21 protein-coding genes are annotated in these 18305 nt (G+C 72.1%); 7 read left to right on the forward strand and 14 right to left on the reverse strand.

The window, feature by feature from the left end; all coding sequences use genetic code 11:
- Positions 1 to 20: 20 nt before the first annotated feature.
- Entirely contained in the window at positions 21 to 1430 is a 1410-nt protein-coding gene (locus AC3WSN_RS21820; RefSeq protein WP_492540788.1) for an amidase, read from the reverse strand.
- Between the two features lie 108 nt (positions 1431 to 1538).
- Here AC3WSN_RS21820 and AC3WSN_RS21825 point away from each other — a divergent pair, with 108 nt between their 5' ends.
- The gene (locus AC3WSN_RS21825; protein ID WP_492540790.1) at positions 1539 to 2102 is read left to right on the forward strand and encodes a TetR/AcrR family transcriptional regulator; all 564 of its coding nucleotides are present in this window, start codon (positions 1539 to 1541) and stop codon (positions 2100 to 2102) included.
- A gap of 71 nt (positions 2103 to 2173) precedes the next feature.
- Here the strand turns inward: AC3WSN_RS21825 and AC3WSN_RS21830 are convergent, their stop codons facing one another.
- The 3 genes from AC3WSN_RS21830 to AC3WSN_RS21840 all read right to left on the reverse strand — a co-directional run bounded on the left by AC3WSN_RS21830 (position 2174) and on the right by AC3WSN_RS21840 (position 3846).
- Positions 2174 to 2857 carry a type 1 glutamine amidotransferase domain-containing protein gene (locus AC3WSN_RS21830; protein WP_492540792.1) on the reverse strand — a complete coding sequence of 228 codons (684 nt, stop codon included), beginning with the start codon at positions 2855 to 2857 and terminating at the stop codon, positions 2174 to 2176.
- Positions 2858 to 2909: 52 nt separating this feature from the next.
- Complete coding sequence (locus tag AC3WSN_RS21835) at positions 2910 to 3158, reverse strand: hypothetical protein (protein WP_192710697.1); 249 nt, start codon at positions 3156 to 3158, stop codon at positions 2910 to 2912.
- Between the two features lie 85 nt (positions 3159 to 3243).
- Positions 3244 to 3846 carry a TetR/AcrR family transcriptional regulator gene (locus tag AC3WSN_RS21840; RefSeq protein ID WP_492540794.1) on the reverse strand — a complete coding sequence of 201 codons (603 nt, stop codon included), beginning with the start codon at positions 3844 to 3846 and terminating at the stop codon, positions 3244 to 3246.
- Between the two features lie 436 nt (positions 3847 to 4282).
- Here AC3WSN_RS21840 and AC3WSN_RS21845 point away from each other — a divergent pair, with 436 nt between their 5' ends.
- Entirely contained in the window at positions 4283 to 4555 is a 273-nt protein-coding gene (locus AC3WSN_RS21845) for a hypothetical protein (protein WP_492540796.1), read from the forward strand.
- Between the two features lie 447 nt (positions 4556 to 5002).
- Here AC3WSN_RS21845 and AC3WSN_RS21850 read toward each other — a convergent pair whose 3' ends face one another.
- On the reverse strand, positions 5003 to 6622 hold the full coding sequence (locus tag AC3WSN_RS21850) for a methyl-accepting chemotaxis protein (protein ID WP_373622109.1): 1620 nt from the start codon (positions 6620 to 6622) through the stop codon (positions 5003 to 5005).
- Positions 6623 to 6813: 191 nt separating this feature from the next.
- Positions 6814 to 7749 carry a LysR family transcriptional regulator gene (locus tag AC3WSN_RS21855; RefSeq protein ID WP_492540798.1) on the reverse strand — a complete coding sequence of 312 codons (936 nt, stop codon included), beginning with the start codon at positions 7747 to 7749 and terminating at the stop codon, positions 6814 to 6816.
- Positions 7750 to 7852: 103 nt separating this feature from the next.
- Between AC3WSN_RS21855 and AC3WSN_RS21860 the strand changes: the two genes are divergently transcribed.
- Positions 7853 to 8575, forward strand: coding sequence for an SDR family oxidoreductase (locus tag AC3WSN_RS21860; RefSeq protein WP_192711049.1), 723 nt, complete (start codon positions 7853 to 7855; stop codon positions 8573 to 8575).
- Positions 8576 to 8625: 50 nt separating this feature from the next.
- Positions 8626 to 9027 (forward strand): nuclear transport factor 2 family protein, encoded by a 402-nt coding sequence (locus AC3WSN_RS21865; RefSeq protein ID WP_492540800.1) that lies wholly within the window; start codon positions 8626 to 8628, stop codon positions 9025 to 9027.
- A 15-nt stretch (positions 9028 to 9042) separates the two neighbouring features.
- Here the strand turns inward: AC3WSN_RS21865 and AC3WSN_RS21870 are convergent, their stop codons facing one another.
- Genes AC3WSN_RS21870 through AC3WSN_RS21880 form a run of 3 tightly spaced genes read right to left on the reverse strand, consistent with a single transcriptional unit; the run spans position 9043 to position 11672 of the window.
- Positions 9043 to 9936 (reverse strand): NAD(+)/NADH kinase, encoded by an 894-nt coding sequence (locus tag AC3WSN_RS21870; protein WP_492540802.1) that lies wholly within the window; start codon positions 9934 to 9936, stop codon positions 9043 to 9045.
- 10 nt (positions 9937 to 9946) lie between these two features.
- Entirely contained in the window at positions 9947 to 10933 is a 987-nt protein-coding gene (locus tag AC3WSN_RS21875; RefSeq protein WP_492540805.1) for an SPFH domain-containing protein, read from the reverse strand.
- Positions 10934 to 10943: 10 nt separating this feature from the next.
- Complete coding sequence (locus AC3WSN_RS21880; RefSeq protein WP_492540807.1) at positions 10944 to 11672, reverse strand: NUDIX hydrolase; 729 nt, start codon at positions 11670 to 11672, stop codon at positions 10944 to 10946.
- 472 nt (positions 11673 to 12144) lie between these two features.
- On the opposite strand from AC3WSN_RS21880, the gene AC3WSN_RS21885 reads away from it, so the two are divergent.
- Genes AC3WSN_RS21885 through AC3WSN_RS21895 form a run of 3 tightly spaced genes read left to right on the forward strand, consistent with a single transcriptional unit; the run spans position 12145 to position 15758 of the window.
- Positions 12145 to 14340, forward strand: a complete 2196-nt coding sequence (locus tag AC3WSN_RS21885; RefSeq protein ID WP_492540809.1) for a marine proteobacterial sortase target protein — start codon at positions 12145 to 12147, stop codon at positions 14338 to 14340.
- Positions 14337 to 14915, forward strand: a complete 579-nt coding sequence (locus tag AC3WSN_RS21890) for a class GN sortase (protein WP_492540811.1) — start codon at positions 14337 to 14339, stop codon at positions 14913 to 14915. Before AC3WSN_RS21885 ends, AC3WSN_RS21890 begins: the two co-directional genes overlap by 4 nt.
- A 36-nt stretch (positions 14916 to 14951) precedes the next feature.
- Positions 14952 to 15758, forward strand: a complete 807-nt coding sequence (locus AC3WSN_RS21895) for a helix-turn-helix domain-containing protein (protein ID WP_492540813.1) — start codon at positions 14952 to 14954, stop codon at positions 15756 to 15758.
- Between the two features lie 239 nt (positions 15759 to 15997).
- Here the strand turns inward: AC3WSN_RS21895 and AC3WSN_RS21900 are convergent, their stop codons facing one another.
- From AC3WSN_RS21900 to AC3WSN_RS21920, 5 genes are all read right to left on the reverse strand, one after another.
- Positions 15998 to 16213 (reverse strand): hypothetical protein, encoded by a 216-nt coding sequence (locus AC3WSN_RS21900; RefSeq protein ID WP_492540815.1) that lies wholly within the window; start codon positions 16211 to 16213, stop codon positions 15998 to 16000.
- A gap of 4 nt (positions 16214 to 16217) precedes the next feature.
- On the reverse strand, positions 16218 to 16625 hold the full coding sequence (locus AC3WSN_RS21905) for a thiol-disulfide oxidoreductase DCC family protein (RefSeq protein WP_192711058.1): 408 nt from the start codon (positions 16623 to 16625) through the stop codon (positions 16218 to 16220).
- Between the two features lie 183 nt (positions 16626 to 16808).
- Complete coding sequence (msrA, locus tag AC3WSN_RS21910; RefSeq protein ID WP_238200026.1) at positions 16809 to 17318, reverse strand: peptide-methionine (S)-S-oxide reductase MsrA; 510 nt, start codon at positions 17316 to 17318, stop codon at positions 16809 to 16811.
- Positions 17315 to 17764, reverse strand: a complete 450-nt coding sequence (gene msrB / locus AC3WSN_RS21915) for a peptide-methionine (R)-S-oxide reductase MsrB (RefSeq protein ID WP_192711060.1) — start codon at positions 17762 to 17764, stop codon at positions 17315 to 17317. Before msrB ends, msrA begins: the two co-directional genes overlap by 4 nt.
- Before the next feature lie 128 nt (positions 17765 to 17892).
- On the reverse strand, positions 17893 to 18279 hold the full coding sequence (locus tag AC3WSN_RS21920; protein ID WP_492543348.1) for a response regulator: 387 nt from the start codon (positions 18277 to 18279) through the stop codon (positions 17893 to 17895).
- Positions 18280 to 18305: the final 26 nt, after the last annotated feature.

The raw sequence follows: 18305 nt of genomic DNA on the forward strand, positions 1-18305 counted from the left end.
CGCAGGTTTCCCCTCTCTCGTCAGAGGCTCGGGTGCAGCCCGCGGACCGGGCTCAGGCCCTCCAACAGCGACGCGGCGTGCAGCACGGTCGTCTCCGCCTGCCAGCGTCCCACCACCTGCACGTTGATCGGCAGCCCGTCGCGGCTGGTCCCGAACCGCATCGATAGGCCCGGCAGGCCGGTCACGTTGAGGGGCACGGTCGCGCCCTGCAGGTAGGTCAGGTCGACGGTCTCGCCGTTGACGACGAGGTCCCGGATGTCGTGCCTGTGCGCCGGGACCGGCAGCACGGGGGTCAGGAGAACATCGTGGTTGCGGAAATAGGCGGCATAGCCGTCCCGGAGCCGCTCCGCCGCCTGCTCGGCCGCGACGTAATCCTCCATCGACGTGTCGGGCAGCGACAGCATCGTCCTGGCCATCGTGTAGATCTCGGCGTCGGGACGGCCGGCGATCGCCGCGCGGAATGCCGGCTTCATCTCCATGACGTGGAGCTTGTTGAACACGTCGAGGGCGAAGTCGCGCTCCAGCGCCGGGATGCGCACCTCCTCCACCTGATGACCCTCGCCCTTGAGGGCCTCGGCTGCCGCCCGCACGGTCGCGGCGACCTCCGTGTCGATGGGCCCGAAGCCCGGCCCGACCATCCAGCCGACGCGGAGCTTGCGGTCGGGGGCGGCGCCGAGGCCGGCGTCGAACGGGACGGTGCTGGTCGCGAAGCTGTCCAGCCCGTCGGGGCCGGCCAATTGCGAGAGGGCGAGCGCGAGATCGCGGACGCTGCGCGCCATCGGGCCGACATGCCAGAAGCGGCGCGGCGCCCGCGGCCAGATGCCGGTCATCGGCACGCGCCCGTGGGTCGCCTTCAGCGAGACGATGCCGGTCTGGGCGGCCGGGCCGCGCACCGAGATGGCGAGGTCGGTCCCGAGGCCGAGCGGCGACATGCCCGCCGCGATCGCCGCCGATTCGCCGCCGCTTGAGCCGCCCGGCGTGCGGTCGAGGTTCCATGGATTGTTCGACCGGCCGGAGAGCAGGTTGTCGCTCTCGATCCAGTAGGAGAATTCTGGGAGGTTGGTCTTCGCGAGGAGGATGCCGCCCGCGTTCTTCATCCGCGCGACGCTGGTGGCATCGGCATCCGGAACCCGGCCCCTGAAGATCGGAGAGCCGCGCTGGGTCAGCACGCCGGCGGTGTCGATGGAATCCTTCACGGTGAACGGCACGCCGTGCAGGGGCCCGAGTTCCTCGCCGGCGAGCACGGCGGCTTCCGCGGCCGCTGCAGCGTCGAGCGCACCCGCCGCGACGGTGACGATGGCGTTGACCTTGGGGTCGACGGCTTCGATGCGGTCGAGATGTGCCCGCACGACCTCGACGGGCGAGAGCTGCTTCGTCCGGATCAGCTCAGCGAGTCCGGTGGCGTCCGAGAAGATGATGTCCTGCGTCATGTCGCTTCCCTACCTGTCGTTAGGCAGGCGAGAAGTACGACTGGATTTCCGGCTCGTCAATCCCTAACTAACGATCGTTAGATTTTCGGTGCGGGTGGGGTGTCTGCGATGAGTTCGAACGCGCGGGAAACGATCCTGGCCGCCGCACGGAAGACCGCCCAGGCGCACGGCTACGGCGGGCTGAGCTACCGCGATCTCGCCGACGCAGTCGGCATCAAAGCGGCGAGCATCTACCACCACTTCGCCAGCAAGGCCGATCTCGGCGCCGCCGTGGCCAAGCGCTACTGGGAGGATACGGCGGCGGAGCTGGATGCGATGCTGGCCGAGACCTCGGATCCGGTCCGTTGCCTGCGGCTCTATCCAGGCACCTTCCGCAGGTCGCTCGAGGACGGGAACAGGCTCTGCCTGTGCAGCTTCATGTCGGCGGAATACGCCAACCTGCCGGACATCGTGCAGCGGGAGGCGCAAGGCTTCGCCGACGTCAACATCGTCTGGCTCGGCAAGGTGCTGGTCATGGCGGGGGCTGTGGAGCCCGAGGACAGCGAGGCGCGGGCCCGAGCGATCTTCGCCGCCGTGTCCGGAGCCCAGCTGTACGCGAGGAGCCGGTCGGACGTCGCGCAGTTCGACAGCCTGATCGAGACCTACCGCGCCTCGGGCCTCCTGCCGGGGTAAATTCCGAGGCGCGGTCGGCCGGGATGCCGAACGCGCCTCGGGTTCGTCTGCGGTCCGTGCACCCCAGGGCGTCAGGCGCGCGCGAGCAGGCCGAGAAGGCGCTCGGCCGCGGGTCCGGACGAGGCCGGATTCTGGCCGGTGATCAGCAGGCCGTCGGCGACCACGTAGGGCTCCCAGTCCCCGGCCTTGCTGAACCGGCCGCCGTTCCGCTTCAGTTCGTCCTCGACGAGAAACGGGACGACCTGGGTCAGGCCGACGGCCTCTTCCTCGGTGTTGGTGAAGCCGGTGACCTCCTTGCCGTCGACGAGCGGCCTGCCGTCAGGCGCCTTGGCGTGACGCAGCACGCCCGGCGCGTGGCAGACGAGCGTGACGGGCCTGCCAGCCTTGAGCGTCGTCTCGATCAACCGGACGGAAGCGGGATCTTCGGCCAGGTCCCACAGGGGGCCATGCCCGCCGGGATAGAACACCGCATCGAAGCCCTCAGGGTTGACGCCATCGAGCCGGACGGTGTCCGCCAGGACGGCGTTGGCGTCGCGGTCCGCCTCGAAGCGTCGGGTCAGGTCGGTCTGGAAGCCCGGCTCGTTGCTCTTGGGATCCAGCGGCGGCCGTCCGCCCTTGGGTGAGGCGAGGACCACCTCGGCGCCGGCATCCTTGAACACGTAGTAGGGGGCGGCAAGCTCCTCCAGCCAGAAGCCGGTCTTCCGGCCGGTGTCGCCGAGCTGGTCGTGCGAGGTCAGTACCATCAGGATCTTCATCGTCATTCTCCGGGGTTGGTGTGGATCTGTCGTCGGTACGTGCGCGAGCGGGTCAGTTGTGGCGGGCCGCCATCTCGTCGATGGAACGCGCGGCGGTCGCCTCGCGCGCCGGCCTGGCCTCGGCTCCCTCGGGCGCTGGGCCCGCGCGGCGAGCCGACTCGGGACCGGCCATACGGACGGCGCCGATGACCTCCAGGGTGATGCGCTCCTCGGCCGAGGCGGCGGTGCCACCGAACAAGGCGGCCCCGAGTTCGGCGAGCAGCAGGTAGGGAGCGATGGGATTTGCGCTTGGTGGGGTCATGGTCTCTCCTCCGATGGGAATTTAGTAGACTGGTCGTCTAAGGTCTGCGCGCGGACATGCCCCGCATCGGGATCGGTTCGCCCGGTCAGGCGGGTCCCGGCTCCAGGATGCGCCGCGTCGTCCTCATCGCGGCCTCGAACGGTGCGTCGGTGCGCTCGATCTTCGCCATGAGGCTCGCACCAAGCCACAGGTGGTAGAGGGTTTCGGCCGTCGCGCGAGGCTCGGCCTCGACCTTCAGCGAGCCCTCGGCAACCCCCGCCTGGATGGCACCCGTCACACGGTCGATGATCCCGGCCGTGCCGCGCTTGAGAGCCAGCCGCATAGGCTCGGACAGGTCCGAGACTTCCGCCGCGAGCTTCACCGCAAGGCACTTGCGCTGGTAGTCGATGCTGCCCTGCGTCGCCTGCCACTTGCGCCAGTAGTTCATCAGGCGCTCGGCATGGCTGAGGCCGGGCTCGGCGAGGGTCGCGTCGATGTCGGCAAGGTACGCCTCGAAGTAGTCGGCCAGGAGGGCCTCGCCGAACGCCTCCTTCGAGCCGAAGTAGTGGTAGAAGGACCCCTTCGGGACCCCGGCCGCGACCAGGATCTCGTTGAGACCGACGCCCGAAAACCCTTTGGCACCCACGATGCCGTGGGCGGTGTCGAGGATGCCGCGTCGGGTGTCGATGTTGCCGCTGACCTGTGCCATGACCTTGACATAGGCTTGATTAGACCGGTCGTCTAGAGGCGGCGATATGTTTTTTGAACCGATGGTCCGGCGCGTGCCGACGCTTCAGTCCTGGTGCCAGCCTATCGGTCGACGCGAACGGGTGGCCGGGCGCCCGGAACGGCGATCGATCGGCGCGTCTGGTAGCGGGGGCAGATCGCCAGCCTGATGAAGGGGCATGCCCATAGCCAGGACCTAATGGTTGGCCAGTGCCGTCCAGCCGGTTAACAAGCTCCATTCATCAAGCATTCATCAGCATAACCTTTGCGCCGAGGGACGGATCGGTTCCGATCAGTGCTATGATTTCCGAAAATCAAGGGCGCGACAGTTATAATTATTCTTCTCAACACCTCTTAAAGCCGGGTTTCCAGAGCTTACATCTCCGCCACAGCGATGATGCTGCGGAGAGAAGACTATCATGATGAAGCGTGTCGTCACGGCCGCTCTCGCGGCGGGTGCCCTTCTGGCTGCCGGTCCGGCGGCCGAGGCGAAGGGCTGCATCAAGGGCGCCATCGTGGGCGGCATCGCCGGCCACTACGCAGGGCACGGCGTCCTCGGCGCCGTCGGAGGCTGTGCCGCCGGGCGCGCCTTGGCCAACCGCTCGTCGGAACGCCAGCAGGCCGCCCCACCCGTGAACACCAGCGGTGCGGTCCGCCCCGGCCAGGGCGCCGGCGGCTACGTCAGCTACTGACCCGGAGGCGCAGCATCTCGGGCGGGCGCGCCGGGACCCTCGGTAATCCTGTCCCGGCTCTGGTAGCCCGCCACCACGACCAAGCGCAGGAGAGCCATCATCGAGAGGCCCCCTCGCTCATGTGGCGCCCTCTCCTGGGCGGATCACCGGAAGCCGCCGCGAGGGCAACTCGCGGCGGCGGCGCCACCCGGAGCGGTCAGGAGCCCCAGCGCGTGCACGGCGCCGCCGCCTTCCGGGTCTTCGGTCGCCTCCCGAGCGACGCGCTTCGCTTCCCCGAGCGAGAGGCTTTCACGGAACTGCGCACGCGCTCAGCCGTGCGATCGAGGCCGACATCGGCTCCAGGATGAGGATGGATACGGCGGCGCTTGCGGATCTGCGTCGCCGCGAGCGGCGGCCGTATAACCGGAACCGACACAGCACACGGGACCAGAAGAGGCCGGACAGGCCTCAGTGCCGGTAGCGTTCGGCGAGGGCCATGAGCGCCTGGGCCAGCTCCGTCAGGTTGGCCGAGGCAGTCTCGACCTGCCGCGTGCCGGCCGCCGTCTGCTGGCTGGCCTGCCGGATGTTCTGGAGCGCACCCATCACCTGCTCGATGCCGAGCTGCTGCTGGTTCGTCGACGCGATGATCTGCTGGAACACCTGAGCGCCCTCTTCGACCTTCGCGGTGATTTCCTCGATGGTCCGCTGCGTCGTGTCCGAGCGCGTCTTGCCGGCGGCGGCGCGCTTGACCGCCTCCTCGGTGAGCATCACCGACGTGTTGATGCCCCGCTGGATCTCGCCCAGGATCCCGCGCACCTGGCCGGTCGCCGCCTTCGCCTGGTCGGCCAGCAGCTTCATCTCCGAGGCCACCACCGCGAAGCTGCGCCCGCTCTCGCCGGCCGCCGCCGCCTCGATCGCCGCGTTGAGCGCCAGCAGGTGCGTGCGCTCCGAGATGTCGTTGACCGTCTCGATGATGTCGCCGATCGTCTGGGTCTTCTCCGACAGGCTCACGATGTTGCCGGCCACCGCCTCGGCCTGCTCGCGGATCGCGTCCATGGCCTTGGCGGTGTCCGAGACGGCGCGCAGGCCCTGGCGGGAGGTCTGGGCGGTGGCCTGGGCGGTGGCGATCACCTCGGTGGCGCGCTTGCTGATCTGCGCGCCCGAATGGGTGATCTCGTCGACCGTGGCGGCGGTCTCCTGCACGGCGGCGAATTGCTGCTCCACCGAGGCGGCCTGCTCCTGCGCCGAGGCGCGGATCTCGGCCGCGGCCGCACTCAGGTCGGCGGTGGCGGCCCGGTTGGTGCGCGCGAGGTCCGACAGCCCCGCCACCATCGCGTTCAGCGTCGTGCCGAGGCGGCCGACCTCGCCGGCCACGCCCGCCTCCAGCCGTCCCGACAGGTCGCCCTCGCCGACCTGCGCGACGAAGGCCATGACGCGCACGAGGGGACGGACGATCAGACGGTTGATGGCGATCCAGATGCCTGCGCAGATCAGGAGCGTCAGCAAGGTCCCGCCCCACAGGGCGACGCTCTCGTCGCGCTGTGCCTGCGCGACACGTCCGACCAGCGCGGTGCGCACCGCATCCTCAAGGGTCTCGATGGCCGCGAGCTTCTCGCGCACCGTGTCGAAGAACTGCTTGCCTTTGCCGTCCGCCTCGATGCGGACCGCTTCGGCCCGGGTCGACGGGTCGGCCGCATTGCGGACGGCCGCCTCGCCGATGTCGGCCTGCCAGCTCCGCGCGGCTGCCACGGCGTCGGCCAGGAGACGCGTGCGCTCGGCATCGTTGCCGATCATGACCTTGAGCCGGCTGATAGCCTCATCGAGAGCCAGGCGTCCGGACCTGTACGGCTCCAGGCTGCCCTCGCGCCCGGTGAGCAGGTAGCCGCGCAGCCCGGTCTCCTGATTGAGCATGGCGGTCCGGAAATTATCGAGGCCGCGGATCAGCTGACTGGAGCGGTTTCGGGCGTCCGTTGCCTCCTGCAGCTGGTTACCGGTGATCAGGACCGCGCCGCTGCTGAGGACCGACACCAGGGCGATGACGCCGATGGCGCTGCCCAGCGTGCGGTTCAGGCCAAACGTGCTCGGCATGCGCGGATCCCTTGCTCAGTCCTGAAAGCAGACGTGAGCGGCAAAGCTGCTCATCACGTGCAGGCATGGCCGATACCAGCGACCGGCCACCGGAGGAACCCGCTACCCCGTGCGCTCGATGGCGTTCGCGCGGCGGATGCAGCCCGCCGCCATCCGCGGATCCTGTGAGGCGGGCCCGCGCCGCGGCGGGATCACGCGCCGATCAGGGCGTCCCAGGGGGTCGGCGACGGGAACACTTCGCCGAGGAAGGCCAGGAACGCCTTGACGTTCGGGTTGCCGCGCCGGCTCTCCGGCCAGAGCGCCGTGACGGCCGAGCGCTCGACCGCGAAATCCCGCAGGACCGGCACCAGCGCGCCGCGCGCGACGAGGGGCGCGACCACGTAGGTCGGCGAGATGCCGATGCCGCCGCCGGCGACCAGGATCGCCGCCACCGCATCGCTGGAATCCGTGACGAGGCCGGCGTCGGGCGAGACATCCACGACCTTCGCGCCGATCCGGAACGGCCAGCGCAGCGTCTGGCCCGTGCTCTGGAAACGGAAGTTCACGCACGCATGGCCGGCCAGCTCTTCGGGATGCGCCGGGGTGCCGCGACGGGCCAGGTAGTCCGGCGACGCGAAGGCGCAGAGCCGGTGCGGCGCAAGACGGCGGGAGACGAGGCGCGAATCGGCGAGATCGCCCACCCGGATGGCGACGTCGATACCCTCCTCGATCAGGTCGGCGAAGCGGTCGCCCAGGCGCAGGTCGACCGAGAGCTTCGGGTGGCGCGCGCGGAACCGCGGCAGGGCCGGGGCGAGCAGGTGCACGCCGATCGGCAACGGGGCCGTGACCTTCAGGGTGCCGGCCGGCTCGGAGCGCGCCGCAACGGCGGCCTGCTCGATCGCCTCAGCCTCGCGCAGGAGCCGCAGCGCCCGCTCGTGCAGGTCGCGGCCTTCCGGCGTCAGGGTGAGCGAGCGCGTGGTGCGCGTGAACAGGCTGAGGCCGAGGCGCGCCTCCAGCCGCTGCACGCTCTTGCTCACCGCCGAGGGCGAGATGCCGAGGGCGCGGGCGGCGGCCGTGTAGCTCCCGAGCGACGCCGAGCGCGCGAATGCGATGAGGCCGGTGAGGCGGTCGAGGCCAATCTGTTCCATGACGGCACGACTGAACCGAGAACGAGCCCGATTATCTAGCGCGCAGGCCGGTCCCATTCTGTGGTCCACAGGCGCCGCCGGGGCGCCGCACGGGACCAGCGTCATGAGCAGCACCCTTCAGGACCGCACCGTCGTCATCTTCGGCGGCACCTCGGGCATCGGCCTCGCCGCCGCCCGGCAGGCCCAAGCCTCCGGCGCCAGGGTGGTCGTGGTCGGCTTCAACGCCGCGGGCGCCGAGCGCGTCGCCGCCGAGCACGGCTTCGCCGGCTGGCGCGCCGCGGACGTGACCCGGCCCGAGACCATCGCGGCGGCGCTCGCCGACATCCCGCAGGTCGACCACCTCGTGCTCCTCGCCGGCACCTTCGTGGCCGGGAAGGTGCTGGAGGCCGACGTCGATTACCTGAAGCGCGCCTTCGACGAGCGGGTCTGGGCGGCGGTGCACGCCCTGCGGGCCCTCGGAGGCCGGCTGGCCCGGGACGGCTCCGTCACCCTCATCTCCGGCGCCCTGGCGGATCGCCCGAGCGCCCAGGGCACCGCGGTGCTGGCGGCGGCCTCGGCCGCCATGGAGGCCCTGGCCCGCGGCCTCGCCCTGGAACTGGCCCCGGTACGGGTCAACACCCTCTCGCCCGGCACCACCGACACGCCGCTCCTCGCCCGCACGCTCGGCGCCCACCGCGAGGCCTATGTGGCCGCGCTCACCGAGAAACTGCCGCAGCGCCGGCTCGGCACGGCCGAGGAGGCGGGCGCGGCAATCGTCTTCCTCATGAGCAACGGCTTCATGAACGGCGAGACCCTGCACGTTGACGGCGGCGCCCGCCTCGTCTGACGAACGAACCGCGTGGATCCGAGCGCCCGCCTGCGGATGGAGATGACCCGATGCCCGAGACCAGCGACACCGTCCGGCCCGAGGCGGAGCCGGATTACGACCGGTTGCTGCGCGCCAATCTGGAGCGCGTCTTCAACGAGCGCGACGCCAGCAAGCGGGCGGCGGCGCTGGCGGAGCTCTTCGTGGACGAGCCGGTCCTGTACGAGCCCGCCGACATCGTGCGGGGCCAAGCCGCCATCGCCGCTCTGGCCGGCAGGCTGCTGGATCAGTTCGGGCCGACATTCCGGTTCACGCCCGTCGGCCCGGCCGTTGGGCACCACGGGCTGGGTTCGCTGCAGTGGCAAGCCGGTCCGGACGGCGGACCGGTCGCGGTCACCGGAGCGGATGTGGCCGAGGTCGTCGGCGGCCGGATCGCGCGCCTCTGGGTGCTGCTCAACCCGCCCGGCCCGTGACGGGACCGCGGCGGCTCAGGCGACCACGAGATTGAGGGTCCGCGACGCGGGCGTGACCGCGACGCGCCGGCCCCAATCGAAGGCGATGAAGTCCTGCTCGATCCCGTCCGCGAACACCACGCCGCCCTCGTTCATGCGCGACGTCACGGTGAGCGGTGCGCCGGCAAACCGGCCCGCGCGCATCGCCGTGCCGGTAGCGACGCTCGGGAACGGCTCGCGCACCCAGTAGCCGAAGGCCGCCTCCTCGACGCCCACCTCCAGGGTGAGATGCGTCGCCTCGCTGATCGAGCGCGCCCACCCGGTCAGGCCGGTGCCCGACGCCACGATCAGCCCGCTCGACGCCTGGTCCTCCGCCCGCGCGCCGTCGTCGATCTGGTAGCGGGCGGATTGATGGCTGCGGTGGCCGACGAAGATCTCGTTCAGGGCGAGCAGCCGCACGCCATCGTCGAACTGAGCCTGCACCATGGTGCGCCGCTGGAGCGGCACCGTGCCGGCGGCGCTGGCGGGCAGGAGGGCGCGCAGGCTCCCCACCCGGGCCCGGGCGAGGACGCCGTCGTAGAGGTCGGGCGCCGCATTGACGCCGACGACCGGCTGGCCGTCCAGGTACTTGGCAACGTTGGCCACGAGCCCGTCCTGCCCCACCGCCACCACGATGTCCTCGGGGGCGAACAGGAAGCGGTCGAGATCGGGGCGCCGCACCAGCGCCTGCCGCCAGTCCAGGGGTACGCTGCCGCGGGCCTCGGCCAGCACCGCCTGGAACTGCGCGTGGCGGGCCTCGACCTCGGCGATCGACTGCCCGCGGCTCTCCAGGAAGAACCGGACCTGGCCGCTCGTCGCGTGCCGGGCCAGGAGCAGCTCGTAATCGGTGTCGCGGATCACGAAGACCACGCGGGGTGTCGTGGCCGGCATGGCGCCCTCCTCAGCGCGCCGCGACCGGCGCGGGAAGCGCGCCGCGGACCTCGCCCAGGAGCGCCGCGAGCAGGTCGGGGGTGACGTTGACGTGCTCGATGGTCTCCAGCTTGCCGGCGAGCTCGCGCGCGGCCAGCCCGAGCAGCACGGCCGGCGGCATATCCCGGTAGACCGCCGCGCGGCGCTGCTCGGCCTCGGCCCGGGCGCCCTCGACCAGCCGGATGCGCTCCGCCTCCGCGGCCGCCTCCAGGCCGCGCGCCTCCGCGAGGCCGGCGGCGCGGTCGCGGGCGTTCTCCGCCTCCTGGGCGATCAGCACCGTCTCGCGCCGCGCCAGCTCGGTCTTCGTCGCGAGTTCGTTCTCCGCGATGGCGCGCTCCTTCTCCACCGCCAGGGCGCGCCGGGCGAAGGTCGCCGCGTCGGCCTTCTGCTGCAGGGCCTCGAAGGTCGGCGTCTGCAGGGCCCGCTCGAGCTCGCTGGTCGGCGCCAGGTTGGTCAGCCGCACCGACACGGCCGCGAGGCCGATCTCGGCCAGAGCCGGGGCGGCGGCGAGAACCGCCTCGAGGGCGGCCCGCAGGGGCTCCGGCCCCGCGTCGAGGAGCGCGCCGATCGGGCTCGCCCCGAGATACTGCAAGGCCGCCTGACCCGCGATGCCGCCGAGGCGCGCCTCGATCCGCTCCAGCGGCTCGCCCTGCAGGCGCCCGGTCGCGAGATTGATCGAGAAGTCGACCCGGCTCGCCAGCAGCTCGGGATCGACCACGTGCCAGCCGATCGTCCCCTGCACCACGACGGTCTGGAAGTCCCGGCTGCGGCCGCGGACGAACAGGGTCATCTCGCGGTCGTCCACCGGCACCTCGCTGATGCTCGCGGTCTCCGGCCGGAACCAGAACACCAGCCCCCGCCCGCTTTGGCGGACGCGGCCGTTCTGGAAGCGGATGATGTGGCTGCTCGCCTCGCTCCGGAGCTGGGCGATCACACCGATGTTGCGGATCGTGGCCATGGGGGTCTCCTCAAGACTGACGTGACCTGTCGAAGCGGAAGAGTTCGGCCGGGCGGAACGCCGTGCCGGCCTCGCGGGCGCCGGTCGGCGCGACCCAGCCCCGGTCGCGCATGCGGCGGCGGAAGGCGGAGGTATTGAGGGGCGCGCCGAGCACGGCCTCGTGGACGTCCTGGAGCTGCCGCAGCGTGAACTGCTCGGGCAGCAGCGCGAAGGCGACGTCCGTGTAGTCGAGCTTGCCGCGCAGCCGCTTCACCGCCTGCGCCAGGATGTCGGCATGGTCGAAGGCGAGGGTGAGCGGCGCGCCGCCCTCCGACACGGCCGAGACCGGGCCGCCGGCCTCGCCCGCCCAGGGCACCCCGAGCACGGCCGCCGTCAGGCCGCCGCCGGCCAGGGCCTCGGTGCAGGCCGCCGCGGGCAGGAGCGCCAGGTAGGCGACCGAGACGATGCGCATGCGCGGATCGCGGTCGACGGCGCCGAACGTGTAGAGCTGCTCCAGCCGCGCCCGGGCGATCCCGGCCTTGTCGCGCAGGACGCGCCCTGCCGCTTCGTCGAGGGTCTCGTCGATGCCCACGAAGCCGCCGGGCAGCGCCCAAAGCCCGGCCTGCGGGTGTTGGGTCCTCCGCATCAGGAGCGCCGCCAGACGGCCGGCCCGGATGCCCATCAGCACGAGGTCCACCGCCAGGGCCGGCCGCTCGTAATCCGCCGGATCGTAGCCGGCCAGGAACTCGGATTCGGTCACCGCAGGGCCTTTCTGCTCAACTTGAGCATAACTAAGACGCAAGTTGCGCATAAGTCAAGGCGCATCGTGGGTCTTCGTGGATGCGCATGCCGTCAGTCCGGGGCGCCGCAGGCGGGCCCGGACCCGGAGGGGCACGCCAGAGGCGGGCAATCCCGAACCGCCAACCGTGACAGGCCGAGCACGCGTTGCGGATCCGGATTCCGGGCCCTGCTCCGCAGTCCCGGAGTGCCGGATTTGTCTCTTGGAGCCTGAGCCAAGCCTCGTTGGCCGAAGTTCGTGGCCGTGGCGGATCCGTCAGGACGCGCCGCAGGGCGCACGGGACCGCACCGCCTCCGCACCGATCCGCCGCGGCCTGTCCGGCGCGTCCGGTTCAGGCCCGGAAAAGGGCGAAGCTTCCCGTGGCGGCGCGTCGCTCGGCGCGGGAACTTCGGCGCTGAGCCGGCCCCGATCCGCCGGCGCAGGAGGGACTCCGATGCCGTTCTCCGTTCCACGATCCGCCCTCGGGCAGCCGCGCGCCGCCGCGCTGTCGCCGCTCTTCCTCGGTCTGCTGGCGCTCCTCGTCATGCTCGCCTCGGCCCACGCGATGCCGAGACCGGCACGGGGCGGCCTGATGCTGCGCGGGCCGGCCGGCACCGCGCCGGTGGAGGCCGTCCGACTGGCGACCGATATCGGCGTCGACGTCAGCGGCCCGACCGCCCGCGCCACCGTCACCCAGGCCTTCCGCAACACCACGGCCGACTGGGTCGAGGGCACCTACGTGTTCCCCCTGCCGGAGGACGCGGCCATCGACGGGATGAAGCTCGTCGTGGGCACCCGCGTGATCGTCGCCGATATCCGCGAGCGGGCGGCGGCCAAGCGCGCCTACGAGGCCGCGAAGGCGGCCGGGCAGTCGGCGGCCCTCACCGAGCAGGAGAGGCCGAACGTCTTCACCAACACGGTCGCCAATATCGGCCCCGGCGAGACGGTGCTGGTCCAGATCACCTATCAGCAGACGATCCCCGTCTCCGGCGAGACGCGGATGCTGCGCCTGCCGCTGGTGGTGGCGCCGCGCTACAATCCGGCGCCGTCGGCCTTGGGTACGGTCGCCCTCGACGGTTCGGCCGAGGCGGCGCGCGATCCCGTTCCGGATCGCGCCCGGATCAGCCCGCCCGTGCTCGACCCGGCCGCGTCCCTTCCGGTCAATCCGGTCGCCGTCACGGTGCGGCTCCAGGCGGGCTTCGCCATCGGCACCGTCCACAGCGCGACCCACGCGATCCGCGTGACCGAGGCCGGCCCGGAGGCCCGCACCGTCACCCTGGCCGACGGCGCGGTGCCGGCCGACCGCGACCTCGAACTGACCTGGGAGCCTGTCCCGAGCCGGATGCCGGGCCTCGGCCTGTTCCGCGAGACCGTCGCCGGCCGGACCTACCTGCTCGCCACCCTGACCCCGCCGACGGTCGAGGCCGAGGCCGCCGCCCGGCCGGCCCGCGACGTCACCTTCGTCATCGACAATTCCGGCTCGATGGCCGGCGCCTCGATGCGGCAGGCCAAGGCCGGGCTGCTCGCGGGCCTCGCCGGCCTGACGCCGCGGGACCGGTTCAACGTCATCCGCTTCGACGACACCTGGGACGCGCTGCATCCCGAGCCCGTCCCGGCGACCCCGGAGGCCTTGTCGGGGGCCGAGCGCTTCGTCGCCGCCCTGGAGGCGCGCGGCGGCACCGAGATGCTGGCGCCCCTGAAGGCGGCCCTGGCCGATCCCCATCCGGAGGACGGGCGCGTGCGCCAGGTCGTGTTCCTCACCGACGGCGCGGTCGGCGACGAGGAGCGGATCTTCGCGGCGATCCACGCGAATCTCGGGCGCTCGCGCCTGTTCATGGTCGGCATCGGCTCGGCGCCCAACGGCCACCTGATGCGCCATGCCGCCGCCATCGGCCGCGGCAGCTTCACGGAGATCCGCGATCTCGCCCAGGTCGACGCGCGCACCCGTGAGCTCTACGCCAAGCTCGAATCCCCGGCCGTGACCGACCTCACCGCGACCGTCTCGAGTCCCGGCGCCGAGGTGACGCCGGGCGCGCTGCCCGATCTCTATCGCGGCGAGCCGCTGGTCTTCGCCGCCCGGCTCCCCGAGATCGGAAGTTCCGACCCGGGGTCCGTGACCGTCTCGGGCCGGGTCGGCGGCCGGCGCTGGAGCCGCACGCTGGCCCTTTCCGGGGCCGCGCCGGGCGCCGGCATCTCGAAGGTGTGGGCGCGCTCCCGGATCGGCGAGACCGAAACGGCGCGCATCACCAATCGCCTCGGCACCGACGCGGCCGATGCCGCGATCCTCGCTCTTGCCCTGGAGCACGGGCTGACGACGCGCCTGACCAGCCTCGTGGCGGTCGACGCCACCCCGCGCCGTACCCCGGGCACGCCGCTCGTGGCCGCCGATCTGCCGCTGAACCTGCCGGCGGGCTGGGACTTCGCCACGGTGTTCGGATCGGATCAGCCCGGCGTCGCACCGGCCCCGAGCCGCGGGACCGGGCCCCGCATCGTGCCGATCAACGCCGCCGGGGACGGCATCGCCCTGCCCCAGACGGGGGCCGGGATCCTGGCGCAGCTCGGCCTCGGCCTGCTGCTCGCCCTCCTGGGCGTGCTGCTGAGCACCGGCCTGCGCCGGTCCGGCGGCCGTCGCATCGGGGACGCGCGATGAGCGGCCGTCCCGGAACCGGACTGGGGCGGGCCCTCGCGGCCCTCCTCACCCTTGTTGGCCTGGGCCTCGCCGCGCAGGCCGCCTGGATCCCCGCCAAGGCCGTCCTGGCGCAGGCGCTGCTGGAGCGTGCCTTCGCCCGCACCCTGGCCGAGGGGCGCCCGACGAAGCCCTGGCCCGGAGCCGATACGGAGCCGGTCGCCCGGCTCACCCTCGCCGGCCGCAGCTTCGTGGTTCTGCGCGGCGGCAGCGGGCAGGCCCTGGCCTTCGGCCCCGGGCAGCTCGACGGCACGCCGGAGGCGGGCGAGCCCGGCACGGCGGTCTTCGCCGCGCACCGCGACACGCAGTTCGCGGTGCTGGGGGATCTCGCGCCGGGCGACCCCGTCACGGTCACGCGCCGCGACGGCCGGGCCGTCCGCTTCCGCGTCACCGGCGCGCGGGTGGCGCCGTGGGACGCGTCGGGGCTCGACCCGCAGGCCCCCGGCCGGCATCTCGCCCTGGTCACCTGCTGGCCGCTCGCAGCCCTGCGCTCCGGGCCCTTGCGGCTGATCGTCGAGGCGGAGGCGGAAACGCCCTGACGAGCCACAGGGATCGACACGGCGACGCTTGCGCAAATGTGCGGTTCCGTGCGGATCTGTGCGGGTCGAGCCCCTGCGAGCCTGCCCGTGAGCGAGATCGAGCTGTCGGAGGCGCAGAGCCGCGCCATTGCCCAGACCGTGCGGGAGGCCCTGGCCCGCCGCCGCATCTCCCGGCAGACCCTGGCCGAGGAGGCCCGGATCAGCCTCTCGACGCTGGAGAAGGCGCTGGCCGGCCGCCGCCCCTTCACCCTGGCGACCACGATCCGGCTCGAGGAGGCTCTGGGCCAGTCCCTGCGCCAGGAGACGGGCCGGCCGGCACCGGAGGCGGCGCGCCACGCGCCCGACGCCCTGGGCTCCTACTCGTGGGAGAGCGTGGCCTGGATCGAGGGGCGCTACCTCACCCTGCGGCCCTCCTTCGGCGATGCGGGCGCGATCTTCGCCTACCGGACCGAGATCGCCTGGGACGCCGACAGCGCTCGCCTGGTGTTCCGCGAGGCCGAGCGGATCGACGCCCCGTTCGCGCAATCCGGCAGCGTCGCCGTGCCGAGCCAGTCGGGCATGATCTATCTGGTGACCAACTGGCACGGGCAGCACCGGCTCGCGGTGCTGTGCCGCCCGAACATCCAGGGCGAGATGTACGGGATCCTGACGACGCTGGTCGCGGGCCGCGGAACCCAGCTCACGCCGGCCTCCGCGCCGCTGGCGCTGCTTCCCGAGCAGGCGGGCACGGAATTCGGCTACGGGCGCATCGGGCCGGAGGCGCCGGGCCACGCCCGGTACCGGGACTATCTCCGCCGGGTCCACGAGGACGGCTACGCGACGTTCTTCCCGGGCGCGCTCTAGGATCACGGCGGGGCCTTCTCGCCTACACGGGCTTAGGGCGGCGCGCTTGAGAGGATCCATCCTCACGCGGGAGCTCGACAAGCGGTACGCCGGGCCGTCATTCCGGGGCGCCGCAGGCGAGCCCGGAAACCAGAACCGCTGTCGGTGCAGGATCTCGGGGCCGCGGCGGCTCTGGATTCCGGGCTCCGCTGCGCGGACCCGGAATGACGGGATCGACGGCCTTCCCCGCCACCTGGGCGCTACAGCCAGCGCTCGTCGAGGTCGGTGGCGTTGCGCGCGGCGATCGGCTGCGTGTCGTCGCCCTCGGCGAAGACCACGATGTCGTCGGGACCGACGTCGCGGGTCGCGTAGAAGTCCCAGCGGCGATGGATCACCCGCGGGCCGCCGAAGATCCGGACCGCGTTCCAGTAGCGGTCGTCCCGGAAGCCGACATAGTGGACGCAGCGCGTCGCCACCGGGTCACGCCCCGGATCGCCGGGCGACCAGCCGCGCCAGCCGGGGCCGCACGGTCAGGGACAGGCGGTAGGCGGCCTCGGCGACCGGCAGCACGGGCCGGACGCCCAGAACGCGCCAGTCGATCAGCCGTCCGAGCCAGCGCCAGCCCGGCAGGGTCTGCCAGAGGCGCGCGAAGGCCGCCGCGCCGGAGACCAGCTGGCCCTCCGCGGTGCGGACGTGGAAGCGCCGCAGGGCGGCGTCGCGCGGGAGATCCGGCCCGAGCGCCGGTTCCGGCACGCCGCGGCCGACATCGACGAAGGCGAGCCGCTCCGCGCCGGCGCAGCGGCGGTACTGGTCGATCTCGGCCCGGCAGAGCGGGCAGCCGCCATCGTAGTAGATGCTGAGGGTCTGTCCGGGCGCGTCGTCGCTCATGGCCAGTCTCGAAGCCCCCTCCCCATCCCCGGCCGCCGGCGCCACCGTCATCCCGGGGCCGCGCAGCGGAGCCCGGGATCCAGACCCGCCGAGGTGCCGATGATTTGCTCCGACAGTGGTTCTGCATCCCGGGCTCGCCTGCGGCGCCCCGGGATGACGGCGCCCCCAAGGTGCGCCGGCTCCTCAGGCCGCGTCGGAGCGCTGCGGCAGCCGCCAGCCCGGCCGGACGAAGTGGCAGGTGTAGCCGTTCGGAATCCGCTCCAGGTAATCCTGGTGCTCGGGCTCCGCCTCCCAGAAATCGCCGGCCGGCGCGACCTCGGTCACGACCTTGCCCGGCCAGAGGCCCGACGCGTCGACATCCGCGATCGTGTCCTCGGCGACCCGCTTCTGCTCGGGCGTCACGTAGAAGATCGCGGAGCGGTAGCTCAGGCCGCGGTCGTTGCCCTGGCGGTTCGGCGTGGTCGGGTCGTGGATCTGGAAGAAGAATTCCAGCAGGCGGCGGAAGCTGATCGTCGCGGGATCGAACGTGATCTCGATCCCCTCCGCATGCGTGCCGTGGTTGCGGTAGGTCGCGTGCGGAACGTCCCCGCCCGTGTAGCCGACCCGGGTCGAGACCACGCCCGGCAGCTTGCGGATCAGATCCTGCATGCCCCAGAAGCAGCCGCCGGCGAGAACTGCGCGTTCGATGCTCATGATACCGTCTCCACCTGAGGCAGGTAGGCGCCGTAGCCCTGCGCTTCCATGTCGTCCCGGTGCACGAAGCGGAGCGCCGCCGAGTTGATGCAGTAGCGCAGGCCGCCGCGGTCGCGTGGGCCGTCGTTGAACACGTGGCCGAGATGGCTGTCCCCGTGCGTGGACCGGACCTCGGTGCGGACCATGCCGTGCGACACGTCGCGGAGCTCGGTCACGTGCGCGGGGTCGATCGGCCGGGTGAAGCTCGGCCAGCCGCAGCCGGATTCGTATTTGGCGGCGCTGGCGAACAGCGGCTCGCCGGAGACGATGTCGACGTAGATGCCGGGCTCCTTGTTGCCGAGGAGCGGGCCCGTGCCGGGCCGCTCGGTGCCGTTCTGCTGGGTGACCCGGTACTGCTCCGGCGTCAGCGCCGCGATCGCCTCGGGCGACTTGCGATAGGTTGTCATGGCGGACGTCCTTTGTTGCCGCCAAGATGGTGAGTGCGTGCCGGGTTGTCGAGCGCGCGACCGCGCCGCAGCCCGGCCCGGCTCCGACCGCGCGGGTGTGCCGCCTCACCGCTCCCGGCGCGGCCCGCTCAGGCGCGGCTCTCGGCGAGGATCGCGCTCAGGGCGCGCACCAGCTCCCGCGCCAGGAACGGCTTCTCCAGCCGCGGCCGGTCCCGGTAGATCGAGGTGTCGGCCAAGCGCACGTCGCCCGTGGCGAACAGGTACGGCACTCCCAGCGCTCCCAATCGGTCGGCGACCGGGTAGACGTCATCGCCTGCGCCGAGATTGACGTCGAGCACCGCCACGTCGGGGCGGCGCTCCTCGATCAGGTCCAGCGCCCTGTCCACGCTCGGCACCGGGCCCAGCACCTCGGACCCGGCCGCCAGCAGCCAGCGCTTCACCTCGCTGGCGATCAGGTACTCGTCCTCGACGACCAGGACGCGGCGACCGGTCAGGGGAGCATCAGCGCAGGACATGGGCTCTCCGGGGACCGATCGGGACA

The sequence above is a fragment of the Methylobacterium sp. FW102-HT35C08 genome, assembly GCF_058790235.1.

What these genes read in the sequence shown, in the direction of transcription:
- AC3WSN_RS21865 (WP_492540800.1), top strand. Translation starts at nt 8,626, where the DNA reads ATGCCCGAGACCAGCGACACCGTCCGGCCCGAGGCGGAGCCGGATTAC.
- AC3WSN_RS21860 (WP_192711049.1), top strand. Translation starts at nt 7,853, where the DNA reads ATGAGCAGCACCCTTCAGGACCGCACCGTCGTCATCTTCGGCGGCACC.
- AC3WSN_RS21830 (WP_492540792.1), bottom strand. Translation starts at nt 2,857, where the DNA reads ATGAAGATCCTGATGGTACTGACCTCGCACGACCAGCTCGGCGACACC.
- AC3WSN_RS21850 (WP_373622109.1), bottom strand. Translation starts at nt 6,622, where the DNA reads ATGCCGAGCACGTTTGGCCTGAACCGCACGCTGGGCAGCGCCATCGGC.
- AC3WSN_RS21845 (WP_492540796.1), top strand. Translation starts at nt 4,283, where the DNA reads ATGATGAAGCGTGTCGTCACGGCCGCTCTCGCGGCGGGTGCCCTTCTG.
- AC3WSN_RS21895 (WP_492540813.1), top strand. Translation starts at nt 14,952, where the DNA reads ATGTGCGGTTCCGTGCGGATCTGTGCGGGTCGAGCCCCTGCGAGCCTG.
- AC3WSN_RS21875 (WP_492540805.1), bottom strand. Translation starts at nt 10,933, where the DNA reads ATGGCCACGATCCGCAACATCGGTGTGATCGCCCAGCTCCGGAGCGAG.
- AC3WSN_RS21890 (WP_492540811.1), top strand. Translation starts at nt 14,337, where the DNA reads ATGAGCGGCCGTCCCGGAACCGGACTGGGGCGGGCCCTCGCGGCCCTC.
- AC3WSN_RS21820 (WP_492540788.1), bottom strand. Translation starts at nt 1,430, where the DNA reads ATGACGCAGGACATCATCTTCTCGGACGCCACCGGACTCGCTGAGCTG.
- AC3WSN_RS21870 (WP_492540802.1), bottom strand. Translation starts at nt 9,936, where the DNA reads ATGCCGGCCACGACACCCCGCGTGGTCTTCGTGATCCGCGACACCGAT.
- AC3WSN_RS21885 (WP_492540809.1), top strand. Translation starts at nt 12,145, where the DNA reads ATGCCGTTCTCCGTTCCACGATCCGCCCTCGGGCAGCCGCGCGCCGCC.
- msrB (WP_192711060.1), bottom strand. Translation starts at nt 17,764, where the DNA reads ATGACAACCTATCGCAAGTCGCCCGAGGCGATCGCGGCGCTGACGCCG.
- msrA (WP_238200026.1), bottom strand. Translation starts at nt 17,318, where the DNA reads ATGAGCATCGAACGCGCAGTTCTCGCCGGCGGCTGCTTCTGGGGCATG.
- AC3WSN_RS21920 (WP_492543348.1), bottom strand. Translation starts at nt 18,279, where the DNA reads ATGTCCTGCGCTGATGCTCCCCTGACCGGTCGCCGCGTCCTGGTCGTC.
- AC3WSN_RS21905 (WP_192711058.1), bottom strand. Translation starts at nt 16,625, where the DNA reads ATGAGCGACGACGCGCCCGGACAGACCCTCAGCATCTACTACGATGGC.
- AC3WSN_RS21840 (WP_492540794.1), bottom strand. Translation starts at nt 3,846, where the DNA reads ATGGCACAGGTCAGCGGCAACATCGACACCCGACGCGGCATCCTCGAC.
- AC3WSN_RS21835 (WP_192710697.1), bottom strand. Translation starts at nt 3,158, where the DNA reads ATGACCCCACCAAGCGCAAATCCCATCGCTCCCTACCTGCTGCTCGCC.
- AC3WSN_RS21825 (WP_492540790.1), top strand. Translation starts at nt 1,539, where the DNA reads ATGAGTTCGAACGCGCGGGAAACGATCCTGGCCGCCGCACGGAAGACC.
- AC3WSN_RS21855 (WP_492540798.1), bottom strand. Translation starts at nt 7,749, where the DNA reads ATGGAACAGATTGGCCTCGACCGCCTCACCGGCCTCATCGCATTCGCG.